This is a genomic window from Nitrosomonas sp., assembly GCF_019635155.1.
In the GTDB taxonomy this organism is placed as follows: domain Bacteria; phylum Pseudomonadota; class Gammaproteobacteria; order Burkholderiales; family Nitrosomonadaceae; genus Nitrosomonas.
Genome location: NZ_JAHBZY010000014.1, coordinates 81144 through 96093, shown reverse-complemented (window position 1 = coordinate 96093; position 14950 = coordinate 81144). Strand labels below are relative to the sequence as shown.

The window sequence follows — 14950 nt, the reverse complement described above, 5'->3', positions numbered from 1 at the left end:
CCGAGTTGCTAAAGACTTAATCCATAAAATTCTAAACAGCACTATCGATTGAAATATTTGACTCAAATCCAAATTCTATGGTTTTTAATTGATTTTTTCGTTTGCTGTGGAATGTTAATCCTGTGCCAGCCGGCACTAATCTGCCAACTATTACGTTCTCTTTCAATCCACGTAACTCATCTTTTTTGCCCATGATAGCAGCTTCAGTCAACACACGAGTTGTTTCCTGGAATGATGCCGCAGAAATAAACGAATCTGTAGATAGCGATGCTTTCGTAATACCAAGCAACATAAATTCATAGGTCGCTGGCAATTTCTTCTCGGCGATCAACCGTTCGTTTTCAATGAGTAAATCAGCACGTTCGACTTGCTCACCCGGAATGAAAGATGAATCACCGGCACTCACTACCTGAACACGTCTGAGCATTTGGCGCACAATAACTTCAATATGCTTGTCATTAATCCTGACACCTTGCAGTCTATATACATCCTGCACCTCATCCGTGATATACCGTGCCAATGCTTCCACCCCTTGTAACCTTAAGATATCACGCGGATCTGCAGGGCCATCAACAATGATTTCTCCTTTATTAACAACTTGTCCATCATGAGCCATCACGTGTTTATCTTTCGGAATCAAGTATTCATGCGTAACGCCCTCAAGATCCGTAATAATTAAACGCTGTTTTCCTTTTGTATCTTTTCCAAAAGAAACTATTCCAGTTACTTCTGCCAGCATTCCCGCATCTTTTGGTGATCTTGCTTCAAACAGTTCTGCAACACGAGGCAAGCCACCTGTAATATCCCTTGTTTTAGAAGTCTCTTGCGGTATTCGAGCCAATACCTCCCCGACAGTTACTTGTTGACCATCTCTCACGGTAATAATACAGCCGATTTGGAAAGTAATGCTTACGGGTTGATTGCTACCAACCATTTTGATTTCATTGCCATCATCGTCAAGAAACTTAACTAGTGGTCGCAACCCTTTCGATTGAATAACGCCTCGACGTTTCGGGTCAATAACCACCAATGTAGATAAGCCAGTTACTTCATCAATTTGTTTAGCAACCGTGACACCTTCTTCTACATTCTCAAACCGCACTTTGCCGGCATATTCCGTGATAATTGGACGAGTATGCGGATCCCATGTTGTTAATACTTGACCTGCTTTAACAGCTTCGCCATTGCGAACTAACAGTGTCGCACCATAAGAAGCCTTATGTCTTTCACGCTCACGGCCATTCTCATCTTGTATAATGATCTCACCGCTTCGCGAAATGGCAATCAATTCATTCTGCGCATTAGTTACATAGCGCATCGTCGATGAGTAATGCACTGTTCCACTCGATTTACTTTCCACTTGACTTACCACTGCAGTCCTTGACGCAGCACCGCCAATATGGAAGGTACGCATTGTTAATTGTGTACCGGGTTCACCAATTGATTGTGCTGCTATTACTCCAACTGCTTCTCCGACATTGACAGGCGTGCCACGCCCCAAATCCCTACCATAGCATTTTGCACATAACCCATAGCGGGTTTCACATGTCAATGGTGTGCGCACTTTCACTTCATCAATGCCAAGTGTTTCTATTAATTCAACAGCATCCTCGTCAAGTAATACACCTGCAGAAAAAACTATTTCTTGATTTTCTGGATTTATCACATCACTTGCTACAACTCGGCCCAGTATTCTTTCTCTTAAAGCTTCAATAATCTCGCCGCCTTCAACCAGCGCCTTCATGACCACCCCATTACCCGTGTCACAGTCTTCCTCTGTTACAACCAGATCTTGGGTAACATCGACCAACCGTCTTGTCAAATAACCAGAATTTGCGGTCTTAAGCGCAGTATCCGCCAGACCCTTACGTGCACCATGGGTCGAAATAAAATACTGCAAAACATTTAAACCTTCCCGGAAATTAGCAGTGATCGGTGTTTCGATGATGGAACCATCTGGTTTGGCCATCAATCCACGCATACCTGATAATTGACGTATCTGCGCCGCAGAACCACGCGCTCCGGAATCCGCCATCATGTAAATCGAATTAAATGATTCTTGCGTCAGTTGTTTTTGATCTTCTCCGAGTTGTACCTTACCACTCGCCTGATCAATTACCGGCTCTACACCCAGTTGATTCATCATGGCCTTGGCAACCTGGTCACCCGCACGACCCCAAATATCAACAACTTTATTATAGCGTTCGCCCTGCGTCACCAGTCCCGAAGTGTATTGCCCTTCAATTTCTTTAACTTCTTTCTCTGCGGCTGCAATTATCTCTCCCTTCTGGGTCGGAACTAACATATCATCCGCGCAAATAGAAATACCAGCCCTTGTTGCATAGCTAAAACCTGCATACATCAATTTATCCGCAAAAATGACTGTTTCGCGTAATCCGCAACGCCTAAAACTGGCATTAATAAGTTTTGAAATTTCTTTCTTTTTAAGCGTTTTATTGAGCAGCAAGAATGGCAATCCCGGAGGAAAAATCTCAAACAATAATGTCCGGCCTACGGTTGTTTCATAGCGAGTAATTTTTTCATAGCGCTCACCATCGGCTTTCGTATCATATTCTTTGATCCTGACCGTAATCTTAGCATTCAATTCTACGTTCCTACTTTCATAGGCTCTTGATACTTCACTGAAATTCTGAAAAAGCATGCCCTCACCGCGCGCACCCACTTTCTCACGTGTCAAGTAATACAGCCCCAATACAATATCTTGCGACGGCACAATAATCGGTTCGCCATTCGCTGGAGATAACACGTTATTTGTCGACATCATTAACGTGCGACATTCCATTTGCGCTTCCAACGAAAGCGGCACATGCACAGCCATCTGATCACCATCGAAATCCGCATTAAAAGCAGCGCACACTAATGGATGCAATTGAATTGCTTTGCCTTCAACCAGAACGGGCTCAAAAGCTTGAATACCCAACCGGTGTAGAGTTGGCGCTCTATTCAGCATGACCGGATGTTCACGGATAACATCCTCAAGTATATCCCATACCACCGGACTCTCATTTTCAACCTCACGTTTCGCCGCTTTTATGGTGCTTGCGATTCCCATTATCTCGAGTTTATTGAAGATAAATGGCTTGAATAACTCCAGCGCCATTTTCTTGGGTAATCCACATTGGTGAAGTTTTAACTGAGGTCCTACCACGATAACTGAACGCCCAGAATAATCGACACGCTTACCAAGCAGGTTTTGACGAAAACGACCGCCTTTTCCTTTGATCATATCCGCCAAAGACTTAAGCGCGCGTTTATTGGCTCCGGTCATCGCTTTACCGCGACGGCCGTTATCCAGTAACGAATCAACAGCTTCTTGCAGCATACGTTTTTCGTTGCGAACAATAATTTCTGGAGCTTTTAATTCAAGTAGCCGTTTCAATCGATTATTCCGATTAATTACACGTCTATATAAATCGTTCAGGTCCGAAGTTGCAAATCGCCCACCATCCAAAGGAACTAAAGGACGAAGATCTGGCGGTAATACAGGCAAAACCGTCAATATCATCCATTGCGGTTTAATTCCGGACTTATTAAAAGCTTCAAGTAATTTCAAGCGTTTTGAGATTTTCTTTATCTTTGTTTCAGAGCCTGTTGATTCCATTTCACGTCGAAGATTCTCTATCTCGACTGTTATATCGAGATTACCTAGTAAATCACGAATCCCTTCCGCACCCATGCTGGCGCTGAAATCATCACCGTATTCTTCGGTTTTAATCAAGTAATCTTCTTCAGTAAGCAACTGACATCGTGTCAAAGGTGTCAGACCAGGATCTGTAACTACATACGCTTCAAAATAGAGAACTCTCTCGATGTCGCGGAGCGTCATATCCAATACCATCCCCAAACGAGATGGCAATGATTTCAAAAACCAGATATGCGATACGGGCGACGCCAATTCGATATGCCCCATTCGCTCACGCCGCACCTTCGATAAAGTCACTTCAACACCGCACTTCTCGCAAATCACCCCACGATGCTTCAGACGTTTATATTTCCCACACAAGCATTCATAGTCCTTAACCGGCCCAAAAATCTTGGCGCAAAACAATCCATCTCTTTCCGGTTTAAAAGTACGATAATTGATCGTTTCCGGTTTCTTTACTTCTCCATATGACCAGGAACGAATTTTCTCTGGAGAGGCAAGCCCGATTTTGATGGCATCAAACTCTTCTTTATAGGTAACTTGTTTAAATAAATCTAGCAGTGCTTTCATTCGTCACTCCTGTAAAAATCAGGGGGCTATCAACTCATAATCAAAAAACATGAACAACTGATTAACGCTTTAATTATTTTTTATTAATTTTCAAATAATCAATGTTGCTCAAGATCGATATCCATTCCCAGCGAACGTATTTCTTTTACCAATACATTAAATGATTCTGGCATTCCGGCATCAATTTTATGATCACCTTTCACAATACTTTCATAAACTTTAGTACGACCTGTGACATCATCCGATTTCACTGTCAGCATTTCCTGTAGCGTATAAGCGGCGCCATACGCCTCCAGTGCCCAAACCTCCATCTCACCAAAGCGCTGACCGCCAAATTGAGCTTTACCACCCAGCGGTTGTTGAGTCACCAGACTATAAGGACCCGTCGATCGCGCATGCATCTTATCATCCACCAGATGATGTAATTTCAAGACATGCATATACCCAACCGTCACCGGTCGGTCAAAAGCTTCTCCTGTCCGACCATCATATAGCGTAACTTGCCCCGACTTGGGTAGTCCCGCGAGTTCCAGCATATTTTTGATCTCATCCTCAGTTGCTCCATCAAATACAGGTGTAGCAAATGGAACGCCGTCAATTAAATTGCTTGCTAATGACAGAACTTCGCCATTTGACAATGTTGATAATTCTTCTTTTTTACCGCTTGTATTATAAATTTTATCCAAAAATCCCTTTATTTCATCTGCATTTTGTTGCGATTTAAGCATTCCGTCGATTTTCTTCCCTAATCCTTTGGCTGCCCATCCCAGGTGCACTTCAAGAATTTGACCGACATTCATCCTAGAAGGAACACCCAATGGATTTAATACCACATCAACGGGAGTTCCATCAGCCATATAAGGCATATCTTCCAATGGTACAATTTTGGATATCACCCCTTTATTTCCATGCCGTCCGGCCATTTTGTCGCCCGGCTGTAATCGCCGTTTGACAGCAATGTAAATCTTGACCATTTTTTGCACACCAGGGGCAAGCTCATCGCCTTGAGTAAGCTTTTTCTTCTTTTCTTCAAAAGCAGCATCAAATGCTTTTCGTTTTTGCGCCATGCTCTCACGCACTTGTTCAAGCTGTATGCTCGCATCTTCATCAGCCAATCGGATATCAAACCAATAATGGGGATCCAAACTCTTTAAGTATTCGGTTGAGATTTCTTTTCCTTTGCCCAGCTTATTCGGTCCGCCTGTTGCAATCTTTCCGATTAACAAACGTTCAAGCCGCGCAAACGCATCCTCTTCTACAATACGCATCTGATCGGCCAAGTCTTTTTTGTAGCGAACCAACTCATCGTCGATAATCTTTTGAGCACGTTTATCACGTTCGATACCTTCTCTGGTAAATACCTGCACATCGATCACGGTTCCCGAAATCCCGGATGGAACTCGCAATGAAGTATCTTTCACATCAGATGCTTTCTCACCAAAAATTGCGCGTAATAATTTTTCCTCGGGGGTTAGTTGTGTCTCCCCTTTCGGTGTCACTTTACCGACTAAGACATCGCCCGCTTCCACCTCTGCTCCGATATATACAATACCCGACTCGTCAAGTCGACCCAGTTGATGCTCAGATAAGTTTGGTATGTCAGCGGTTATCTCTTCTGTTCCCAGTTTAGTATCTCGACTTACAACCGATAATTCTTCGATATGTATCGAAGTAAAACGATCTTCCGCAACAACTCTTTCCGAGATCAGGATTGAATCTTCGAAGTTATACCCATTCCATGGCATGAACGCCACGAGCATGTTTTGCCCTAAAGCCAGCTCACCCATGTCGGTAGAAGCTCCATCAGCAATTACATCGTCCTTGCTGATGTTGTCCCCTACTTTAACCAATGGACGCTGATTAATATTGGTATTTTGATTGGAACGTGTGTATTTAATCAGGTTATAAATATCCACGCCAACTTCGCCAACCCGAGTTTCCGCATCATGTACACGCACTACAATCCGGCTAGCATCGACATAATCGACAACCCCACCCCGCTTAGCCCTTACGGTAGTACCAGAATGAACCGCCACTACTCGCTCAATACCGGTGCCGACAAGCGGTTTCTCAGGACGTAAACATGGCACGGCTTGGCGTTGCATGTTGGATCCCATTAAAGCGCGGTTTGCATCATCATGCTCCAGGAAAGGTATCAATGAGGCGGCAACAGAAACAATTTGCGCCGGTGCTACGTCGACATATTCAATTCGATCTGGAGAGGAAAGCGTAAACTCATTCTTCTGTCGGCAAGAAACCATTTCGCTAATCAGTTTATTGTCATGATCCAGCTCAGCATTAGCCTGTGCAATCATATAATTACCTTCCTCAATTGCAGAAAGATAATCAATCTCTTGGGTTACCCTGCCATTTTTCACCTTGCTGTACGGAGTCTCTATAAATCCATACTCATTCGTACGCGCGTATAGAGCCAGTGAATTTATTAAACCGATATTCGGACCTTCCGGTGTTTCAATAGGACACACACGGCCATAATGCGTCGGATGCACATCTCGCACTTCAAAACCGGCTCTCTCTCTTGTCAGACCTCCCGGTCCGAGTGCCGAAATACGTCGCTTATGAGTCACTTCCGATAGCGGATTCGTTTGATCCATAAACTGCGATAATTGACTCGATCCAAAAAATTCTCGTGCGGCAGCAGATACCGGTTTAGCATTAATCAGATCGTGTGGCATCAGATTCTCCGATTCCGCCTGGCTCAAGCGCTCTTTTACGGCACGTTCCACCCTTACCAAGCCTGCTCTAAATTGATTTTCTGCCAACTCTCCCACCGAACGCACCCGTCGATTGCCGAGATGATCTATATCGTCAATTTCCCCTCGCCCATTCCGAAGCTCAACTAGAATTTTTATAACCGCAATAATATCTGCATTAGAGAGCGTCTGCTCTCCTGTAAGCTCAGCCCTGCCAACTCTACGATTAAATTTCATCCTACCCACAACGGATAAATCGTATCGCTCCGGAGAATAGAACAATCCAAAAAATAATGCTTTTACCGCTTCCTCAGTAGGAGGCTCCCCTGGCCGCATCATGCGATAGATAGCAACCTGAGCGTTCATTTCATCGGTTGTTTCATCTATTTTTAACGTTTGGGAAATATATGCGCCGTGATTCAAGTCATTCACATACAATGTGTTGATTTTTTTAATACCGGCACTCCTGAACTTAACCAAAGTTTCTTCAGTAATTTCATCATTGGCTAAAGCAATAATTTCTCCGGTTTCCTTATCGATAATATTCTGCGCGAGAATTCTTCCCAACAAAAATTCTTCAGGAACATCCAACTGGTCAATCTTAGCTTCCTGCATTTCACGAATATGTTTTGCAGTAATGCGTTTATCCTTCTGAGCTATTAATTTTTTACTCTTGGTGAAGATATCAAAACTTGCCACTTCTCCGCGTAAACGTTCCGGAACTAGTTCAAACTGTATATTTTTATCGGTAAAATGAAAAACATCAAAAATAAAAAATTCTTGCAGTATCTGTTCCGCAGAACAGCCGATAGCCTTTAATAAGGTTGTTACCGGCATTTTCCGACGGCGATCTATTCTAAAATATAGACAATCCTTGGGATCAAATTCGAAATCAAGCCAGGACCCTCGGTAAGGGATAATTCTCGCAGAAAATAAAAGCTTTCCAGAAGAGTGAGTTTTACCACGGTCATGTTCAAAAAATACACCTGGTGAACGATGTAACTGTGAGACTATCACCCGCTCGGTACCATTAATGACAAACGAGCCCGTTTCAGTCATCAGCGGAATCTCGCCCATATAAACTTCTTGTTCCTTGACTTCCTTGACAGTCGGCTTGGATATTTCCTTATCCATAATTGTCAGCCTTACCCGGGCACGTAACGGAGATGCATAAGTCAATCCGCGTTGTTGACACTCCTTAACATCAAAAACCGGTGTTCCCAGCTCATAGCTAATAAAATCCAGACGCGCATTCTTGGTGTGACTTTCAATTGGAAAAATAGAATTAAATGCCGCTTGCAGTCCATGATTCAGGCGTTTATTAGGTTGCACATACTCTTGTAAAAATGCAGCATAAGATTCGAGCTGGGTAGCGAGAAGAAATGGAATCGGTAAGACGCTTGCTCGTTTGGCAAAACTTTTACGAATACGTTTTTTCTCTGTGAACGAATAGCTCATGAATTATCTCCGGGAAAAGAAGATAGTGGTTCGAGGGGTTAAGGCTAAATAATTTTCAATTATTTAAAGGCCCACATCTACATATCAACTCAATTTATAAAAATACCAAAGGCTGGTGGCTTGAATTGCGCACCAGCCCGATCAAACGATATTTTTTTATTTAATTTCGCAGGTTGCTCCAGCTTCTACCAATTGCTTCTGAATACTGGTCGCTTCATCCTTAGATACGCCTTCTTTGAGAGGTTTTGGCGCACCATCAACCAAATCCTTAGCTTCTTTTAGGCCTAATCCGGTTACAGCTCTCACGACCTTGATCACATTCACTTTACTTTCACCTGCAGCCGATAGAATTACTGTAAACTCGGTTTGTTCGGCAGCAGCGGGGGCGCCACTCGCTCCAGCAGCCGGTGCAGCAACAGCAACAGCCGCCGCTGCCGCTGATACTCCAAACTTCTCTTCCATCTCTTTAATCAATTGCGACAGTTCCAGTACTGACATATTTGCAATTGCATCTAAAATTTCATCTTTTGTTACTGCCATTATTTCTCTCCTGGTTATTTTTTAAACTATGTTTGATCCGATCAAATGAAATTCGTACACTACTTGCTATCACGTACCATAGCCAAACCACGTACAAATCTTGCAGGTACCTCATTAAGCGTTTGAACAAATTTGGCGACAGGTGCTTGCATTGTTCCCAATAACTTAGAAAGCAACTCCTCACGACTAGGCAACGAAGCGAGTGCAGCAATCTCACCAATCGACATGACATGCTCACCAAGCGCACCTATCTTAATCACAAATTTTTCGTTATTTCTCGAAAATTCATGCAGCACTTTTGCAGCAGCTACTGGATCAGCACTAATGCCATACACCAAAGGACCTACCATATGCTTCGCCAATCCTGCATAAGGTGTTTCAGCAACAGCGCGACGCACCAGTGAATTTTTGACAACTCGGAAATAAACTCCAGATTCACGAGTCTTCGCTCTCAACTGCGTCATTTGACCAACTTCTATCCCTCGATACTCAGCAATAATAATCGCTTTAGCATTTGCAACTTGCGCACTTACTTCCGCTACTATTGCCTTTTTCTCTTCAAGATTAAGACTCAAGGTTCACTCTCCATCAGTAAAAATAGCACTAAAAAGATAAAAGAAATATATCTTCAAAGCACTACAAACTGGCGACCTTAAACCAGGAAAAAATCCTGTTCTGGGTACACCATCTGCGCTGGGTACTCACCGATTAGAAAAATACAGCAATTCATACTCATTACTTCTAATCGCTAAGTTTTTAAGTAATTACATTGTGCAAGTAAGAAGCATCTAACCGCTTATTTACTCGAAAATTACCCCAGTGGTCTTTGATAATCCACATACATACCAACTGTTATGCTGTGGCCCAAAGTTCTATTGCTACACAATATTTGTTTGATCTACTCGCACACCAATACCCATAGTGCTTGATATAGATACTTTCCTTAGATAAATACCTTTTGACGAAGCCGGCTTAGCCTTGTTCAGTGCATCAATCAGAGCCAATAAGTTTTGCTTTAACGCATCAATTTCAAACGAAGCGCGACCGATCGTACAATGGATAATGCCTGTTTTATCAGCTCTAAACTGTACCTGACCGGCCTTTGCATTTTTTACGGCGCCAGCGATATCCGTCGTCACTGTACCAACTTTCGGATTTGGCATTAGGCTGCGCGGTCCCAAAATTTGCCCCAGTTGACCTACTACTCTCATGGCATCTGGACTCGCGATTGCGACATCAAAATTTATTACTCCCGATTTTATCTCAGCAGCTAGATCTTCAAATCCAACTATATCCGCGCCAGCCTCCTGCGCTTCCTTAGCCTTGTCACCCTGCGCAAATACTGCGACTCGCACGGTCTTTCCTGTGCCAGCAGGCAAAACAACCGATCCACGCACTGCTTGGTCAGATTTTTTAGCATCAATACCTAAATTAACCGCCACATCAATCGATTCATTAAACTTAGCAGTTGCCGACTCCTTTACAAGCCTCAATGCTTCTTCGATCAGATAGGCTTTATTACGATCAACTTTCCCGATAAGGGTTCTATAGCGTTTTGATGAACGTGCCATTTTATATGCCCTCTACTTCAATGCCCATGCTTCTCGCACTGCCGGCAATAGTACGAACTGCCGCATCCATATTAGCTGCTGTCAAATCAGGCATCTTCGTTTTTGCTATTTCTTCCGCCTGACTGCGAGTCAACTTTCCAACTTTATCCAAGTGAGGTTTTGAACTGCCTTTTCCCACCCCCGCCGCCTTCTTGATTAAGACTGTAGCAGGTGTCGTTTTCATTACAAATGTAAAACTCTTATCAGCGTAGGCTGTAATTATCACTGGCACTGGTAGCCCCGGCTCCATCTTCTGCGTAGCTGCGTTAAAAGCTTTGCAGAATTCCATAATATTCAATTGCCGTTGACCTAATGCGGGGCCAATCGGTGGGCTCGGGTTTGCCTTACCTGCCGGAACTTGTAATTTAATATAACCAATTATTTTTTTTGCCACAGAAATCTCCTTGCTGGGTCCAAACGAATGGCTATCCATTCTCCCCGTTTATAAATTTAAAACTTAAGAAAGTTTGAAAACCCTCAAAGTCCTAAAAAAAATTAAGTCTTTTCTACTTGATTAAAATCTAACTCTACTGGAGTCGGCCGACCAAAAATTGAAACAGATACTCGTAGTTTACTCTTATCGTAATTGACATCTTCCACATTACCGTGAAAATCTGTGAACGGCCCATCCTTTACACGCACCGCCTCACCAATTTCAAACAGAATCTTCGGTTTGGGCTTTTCCACCCCTTCTTGGATTTGATGCAGGATACTATCAACTTCCTTTTGACTGATCGGCGTCGGCTTCATCGCTGAGCCACCAACAAATCCTGTCACTTTTTCTGTGTTCTTCACCAGATGCCACGTATCATCTGACATTTCCATTTCAACCAACACATAACCGGGAAAAAATTTTCGTTCAGTAATATTCTTCTGACCGCTTTTCATCTCGATGACCTCTTCCACCGGTACCAAAATTTGACCAAATTTATCCTGCATCCCTGCTCGGTCAATTCGATCTTTTAATGCGCGTTGTACACTTTTCTCATACCCCGAATAAGCGTGAACCACATACCATTTCTTACTCATTCTTTCCTCTGAGAGAACACATCAAGTGTCTTGATTCATCATAAGTTTCACGAGAGACATTAATGCAGCGTCTATAAGCCATAAAAATAAAGCCATTGCAATAACAAACGCAAAAACCACACCAGATGTTTGAAGTGTCTCTTTCCGGTTTGGCCAAACTACCTTCTTTGTTTCTTCAATTGATTCTTTACAAAACACGAAAAAATCTTGCCCCTGAGTTGTAAACCGTGCTGTGATTGCAGCGAGAATCAACCCTATTAGAATGGACAAAACACGGATAACCATGGCGCTTTCATTCAGGTAAATGAAACCTGCAATGCCCATCACGATAAAAGTGACTACAAGCACGAGCTTTAACTTATTCATCACAACAATTTAACCCTCTGGATTTATTTTTATTGATCTCATGCATCACCAGCAAAAGCTTCGTGATTTTGCTTGTAAAAATGCTCCATGACAAATGTGGCAGGCCAGGAGGGCATCGAACCCCCAACCTTCGGTTTTGGAGACCGACGCTCTGCCAATTGAGCTACTGGCCTATACCTCTGAACTCTTTTTCTATCACTAACGAAGAATTAACAAAACAATTATTGTTCCAAACAAAATATTTTCACAGAATCATTCAATAATTTTTGCGACGACGCCGGCCCCAACAGTCCTGCCGCCTTCTCGTATTGCAAACCGCAACCCTTCTTCCATCGCAATTGGTGCTATTAAATTCACTGTCACCGATACATTATCTCCAGGCATCACCATCTCTGTGCCCGCCGGTAATTCAATCGCCCCCGTCACGTCTGTTGTTCTAAAATAAAACTGTGGACGGTAACCTGGAAAAAATGGCGTATGTCTTCCGCCTTCTTCCTTACTCAATACATAAATCTCGGCCGTGAATTTTGTGTGAGGGGATATGCTACCCGGCTTTGCCAGCACCTGCCCACGCTCAACTTCTTCCCGCTTCGTTCCACGCAGCAATACCCCAACATTGTCTCCGGCTTGGCCTTGATCCAACAACTTGCGAAACATTTCCACGCCCGTACATACTGTCTTCAGCGTCGGTTTTAATCCAACGATCTCTATCTCTTCGCCTACTTTGATAATCCCTCTCTCCACCCTACCGGTCACAACGGTTCCGCGACCCGATATCGAGAAAACATCTTCCACCGGCATAATGAACGCACCATCAATTGCTCGCTCAGGTTGTGGTATATAACTATCCAACGCTTCCGCTAACTTCAGGATGGATGGTTCGCCAATTTCACTTTGGTCACCTTCCAATGCTTTTAAAGCCGACCCTATAATGATCGGCGTGTCATCACCAGGAAATTCGTATTTAGATAGCAATTCGCGGATTTCCATTTCCACCAACTCGATCAATTCCTTATCATCAACCATATCCGCTTTGTTCATATACACAATGATGTAAGGTACGCCTACTTGGCGGGCCAACAGAATATGCTCACGCGTTTGGGGCATCGGTCCGTCCGCTGCAGAAACGACCAGAATCGCTCCATCCATCTGCGCTGCTCCCGTTATCATATTCTTCACATAATCCGCATGACCAGGACAGTCAACATGCGCATAATGGCGATTGGCGGTTTCATATTCCACGTGCGCTGTATTGATAGTAATGCCTCGAGCCCTTTCCTCCGGCGCCGAATCAATTTGATCATAACTCTTCGCCTCGCCGCCAAACTTCTTCGTCAATATCGTCGTTATCGCCGCCGTCAGCGTCGTCTTCCCGTGATCCACATGCCCTATCGTTCCCACATTCACGTGTAGCTTCGACCGCTCAAATTTACTCTTTGCCATTATGTTTCCCCTTTGCGCGCTTAAACCATATCAATCCATCATACAACCTATGGAGCCCATGGCCAGAATTGAACTGGCGACCTCTCCCTTACCAAGGGAGTGCTCTACCACTGAGCTACATGGGCAAGCATTTACAATCACAACCATTTGATATACAACATCAACTGGAGCGGGTGAAGGGAATCGAACCCTCGTCGTAAGCTTGGAAGGCTTCTGCTCTACCATTGAGCTACACCCGCACTTATAACTTATACACAACATGCGAGAATAATTAGACTCCCCAACAAAAAAACCGAGCCGCAATCATTCTTAGCACTTTCATAACCTGGTGGAGGGGGAAGGATTCGAACCTTCGAAGGCAGAGCCGTCAGATTTACAGTCTGATCCCTTTGACCGCTCGGGAACCCCTCCAAAAGAAATCGGCAATTATGAATAGATTGTAGCCATAAGTCAATTAAGTTCTACTCAGATTCACAAAAATCGGTCCGCTAAAAAAGCATTCATTTTATTATATAGCCTTTAGGAAAACATAATAACAATTGGATGATTACATCGATTTACAACATTTCTTAGGCTAAACGAATTCTAGGATCAACAAATGTATATGAAATATCAGTCAATATTAAACCGACAATATAAAGAATCGATCCTAAAAAAACCATCGATCGAACTACCGCGAAATCTTGCGAATTAATCGCATCAATTGTATAACTCCCAAGACCGGGAATACCAAAGAACGATTCAACCAGCAAGCTACCTAAAAACAATAAAGGAATTACCACTACAGCGCCCGTTAGAATCGGAATTAACGCGTTTCTTAATACATGCCTGAATAAAACAAAGCGCTCAGATAATCCTTTAGCTCTGGCTGTACGAACATATTCCTTATTCATTTCTTCCAGAAAAATTGTTCGATACCAGCGAATGTGCGAGCCTGCACTACTGATGATTCCAATTACTACCGGTAGAAGTAAAAATTTAATTGCATCCAGCCCGTCTCCAAATCCTGATATCGGCACCCAATGCCATACTTTGCTGACTATAAACTGCCCAACGATGATATAAAACAGACTGGAAATTGACATCAATGCCACACACAAAACCACTCCCCAGAAATCGATATTCGTTGCACGAAAAAAAACCATCAATAACGCAAAAGAAATATAAACAAATAATCCAAGAATGAATACCGGCAGAGCGATGGCCAGACTTGGCATCATTCGCGACTTGATCTCATTTGCAATGTCTCTTCCATCGTCCGCTCTTCCAAAATCCAGAACAAACATTGCCAGTGATTTTTCAAAAAAAATTGTCTGGGTTAGTCTCCCCATCCCTGCTTCATCACGATTAAACAATAACGGCTTATCATAGCCTCGCTCGCTTTTCCATTTTTCGATTGCTTCGGGAGTCACATATTTAATTCCCAATTGCATCCGTGCCATATCATCAGGCGTATTGACAACAAAAAAAAGAGCAAATGTAAGCAGATTGACACCAATCAGAATCGGAATAGCGTATACAATGCGGCGAATGATGTATATAAACACTGTTAAAGC

General features: G+C 43.3%; 10 protein-coding genes and 4 tRNA genes. All 14 read right to left on the bottom strand.

Annotation, left to right across the window (positions count from 1 at the left end; all coding sequences use genetic code 11):
• Nucleotides 1-31 precede the first annotated feature (31 nt).
• The 14 genes from rpoC to KF839_RS10615 all read right to left on the bottom strand — a co-directional run bounded on the left by rpoC (nt 32) and on the right by KF839_RS10615 (nt 14941).
• Entirely contained in the window at nt 32-4234 is a 4203-nt protein-coding gene (rpoC, locus tag KF839_RS10680) for a DNA-directed RNA polymerase subunit beta' (protein WP_292917826.1), read from the bottom strand.
• A gap of 98 nt (nt 4235-4332) precedes the next feature.
• Nucleotides 4333-8406 (bottom strand): DNA-directed RNA polymerase subunit beta, encoded by a 4074-nt coding sequence (gene rpoB / locus KF839_RS10675; protein ID WP_292917825.1) that lies wholly within the window; start codon nt 8404-8406, stop codon nt 4333-4335.
• 156 nt (nt 8407-8562) lie between these two features.
• Nucleotides 8563-8946 carry a 50S ribosomal protein L7/L12 gene (gene rplL, locus KF839_RS10670; protein WP_292917824.1) on the bottom strand — a complete coding sequence of 128 codons (384 nt, stop codon included), beginning with the start codon at nt 8944-8946 and terminating at the stop codon, nt 8563-8565.
• Between the two features lie 59 nt (nt 8947-9005).
• The gene (gene rplJ / locus KF839_RS10665; RefSeq protein ID WP_292917823.1) at nt 9006-9521 is read right to left on the bottom strand and encodes a 50S ribosomal protein L10; all 516 of its coding nucleotides are present in this window, start codon (nt 9519-9521) and stop codon (nt 9006-9008) included.
• 303 nt (nt 9522-9824) lie between these two features.
• Nucleotides 9825-10517, bottom strand: coding sequence for a 50S ribosomal protein L1 (gene rplA / locus KF839_RS10660; RefSeq protein WP_292917822.1), 693 nt, complete (start codon nt 10515-10517; stop codon nt 9825-9827).
• 1 nt (nt 10518) lies between these two features.
• Nucleotides 10519-10950 (bottom strand): 50S ribosomal protein L11, encoded by a 432-nt coding sequence (gene rplK / locus KF839_RS10655; protein ID WP_292917821.1) that lies wholly within the window; start codon nt 10948-10950, stop codon nt 10519-10521.
• Nucleotides 10951-11051: 101 nt separating this feature from the next.
• Nucleotides 11052-11585: a transcription termination/antitermination protein NusG gene (gene nusG / locus KF839_RS10650; RefSeq protein WP_292917820.1), complete on the bottom strand. Its 534-nt coding sequence runs from the start codon at nt 11583-11585 to the stop codon at nt 11052-11054.
• 21 nt (nt 11586-11606) lie between these two features.
• On the bottom strand, nt 11607-11951 hold the full coding sequence (secE, locus tag KF839_RS10645; protein ID WP_292917829.1) for a preprotein translocase subunit SecE: 345 nt from the start codon (nt 11949-11951) through the stop codon (nt 11607-11609).
• 97 nt (nt 11952-12048) lie between these two features.
• Nucleotides 12049-12124, bottom strand: a tRNA-Trp gene (locus tag KF839_RS10640).
• Nucleotides 12125-12203: 79 nt separating this feature from the next.
• Complete coding sequence (gene tuf / locus KF839_RS10635) at nt 12204-13394, bottom strand: elongation factor Tu (protein WP_292917819.1); 1191 nt, start codon at nt 13392-13394, stop codon at nt 12204-12206.
• A 50-nt stretch (nt 13395-13444) separates the two neighbouring features.
• Nucleotides 13445-13519 (bottom strand) — tRNA-Thr (locus tag KF839_RS10630).
• A gap of 40 nt (nt 13520-13559) precedes the next feature.
• Nucleotides 13560-13633 (bottom strand) — tRNA-Gly (locus KF839_RS10625).
• Nucleotides 13634-13720: 87 nt separating this feature from the next.
• Nucleotides 13721-13805, bottom strand: a tRNA-Tyr gene (locus KF839_RS10620).
• A gap of 158 nt (nt 13806-13963) precedes the next feature.
• Nucleotides 13964-14941 (bottom strand): ABC transporter permease, encoded by a 978-nt coding sequence (locus KF839_RS10615; RefSeq protein ID WP_292917818.1) that lies wholly within the window; start codon nt 14939-14941, stop codon nt 13964-13966.
• Between the last annotated feature and the right edge of the window lie 9 nt (nt 14942-14950).

Excerpts from the sequence above, each read along its gene's own strand:
- rpoC (WP_292917826.1), bottom strand. The coding sequence starts at position 4,234 with ATGAAAGCACTGCTAGATTTATTTAAACAAGTTACCTATAAAGAAGAG.
- rpoB (WP_292917825.1), bottom strand. The coding sequence starts at position 8,406 with ATGAGCTATTCGTTCACAGAGAAAAAACGTATTCGTAAAAGTTTTGCC.
- rplL (WP_292917824.1), bottom strand. The coding sequence starts at position 8,946 with ATGGCAGTAACAAAAGATGAAATTTTAGATGCAATTGCAAATATGTCA.
- rplA (WP_292917822.1), bottom strand. The coding sequence starts at position 10,517 with ATGGCACGTTCATCAAAACGCTATAGAACCCTTATCGGGAAAGTTGAT.
- nusG (WP_292917820.1), bottom strand. The coding sequence starts at position 11,585 with ATGAGTAAGAAATGGTATGTGGTTCACGCTTATTCGGGGTATGAGAAA.
- secE (WP_292917829.1), bottom strand. The coding sequence starts at position 11,951 with ATGAATAAGTTAAAGCTCGTGCTTGTAGTCACTTTTATCGTGATGGGC.
- tuf (WP_292917819.1), bottom strand. The coding sequence starts at position 13,394 with ATGGCAAAGAGTAAATTTGAGCGGTCGAAGCTACACGTGAATGTGGGA.